A 304-nucleotide genomic window follows, 5' to 3' on the forward strand; every position below is an offset into this window, starting at 1 on the left:
CTGGATCACAACCTGCTGAACCAACAACAGAATGCTGGGAAACTGCTACTTTTGATAACAATACTTGTGCTTGGGTAGTTACTGGAACGCAACCTGCTGAACCATCAACGGAATGTTGGGAGACGGCAACCTTTGATAACAATACCTGTGCTTGGGTAGTCACTGGATCACAACCAACTGAACCAACAACGGAGTGTTGGGAAACTGCTACCTTTGATAATAATACCTGTACTTGGGTAGTTACTGGAACGCAACCTGTAGAACCAACAACAGAATGCTGGGAAACTGCTACTTTTGATAACAA

Annotated in this window: 1 protein-coding gene; it reads left to right on the forward strand. The window is 44.1% G+C overall.

The features are described 5' to 3' along the window. Positions 1 to 304: hypothetical protein (locus OS191_RS00010; protein WP_267153661.1), on the forward strand; the 304-nt coding region annotated here is incomplete at both ends.

The organism is Xanthomarina sp. F2636L (assembly GCF_026410195.1).
GTDB lineage: Bacteria > Bacteroidota > Bacteroidia > Flavobacteriales > Flavobacteriaceae > Xanthomarina.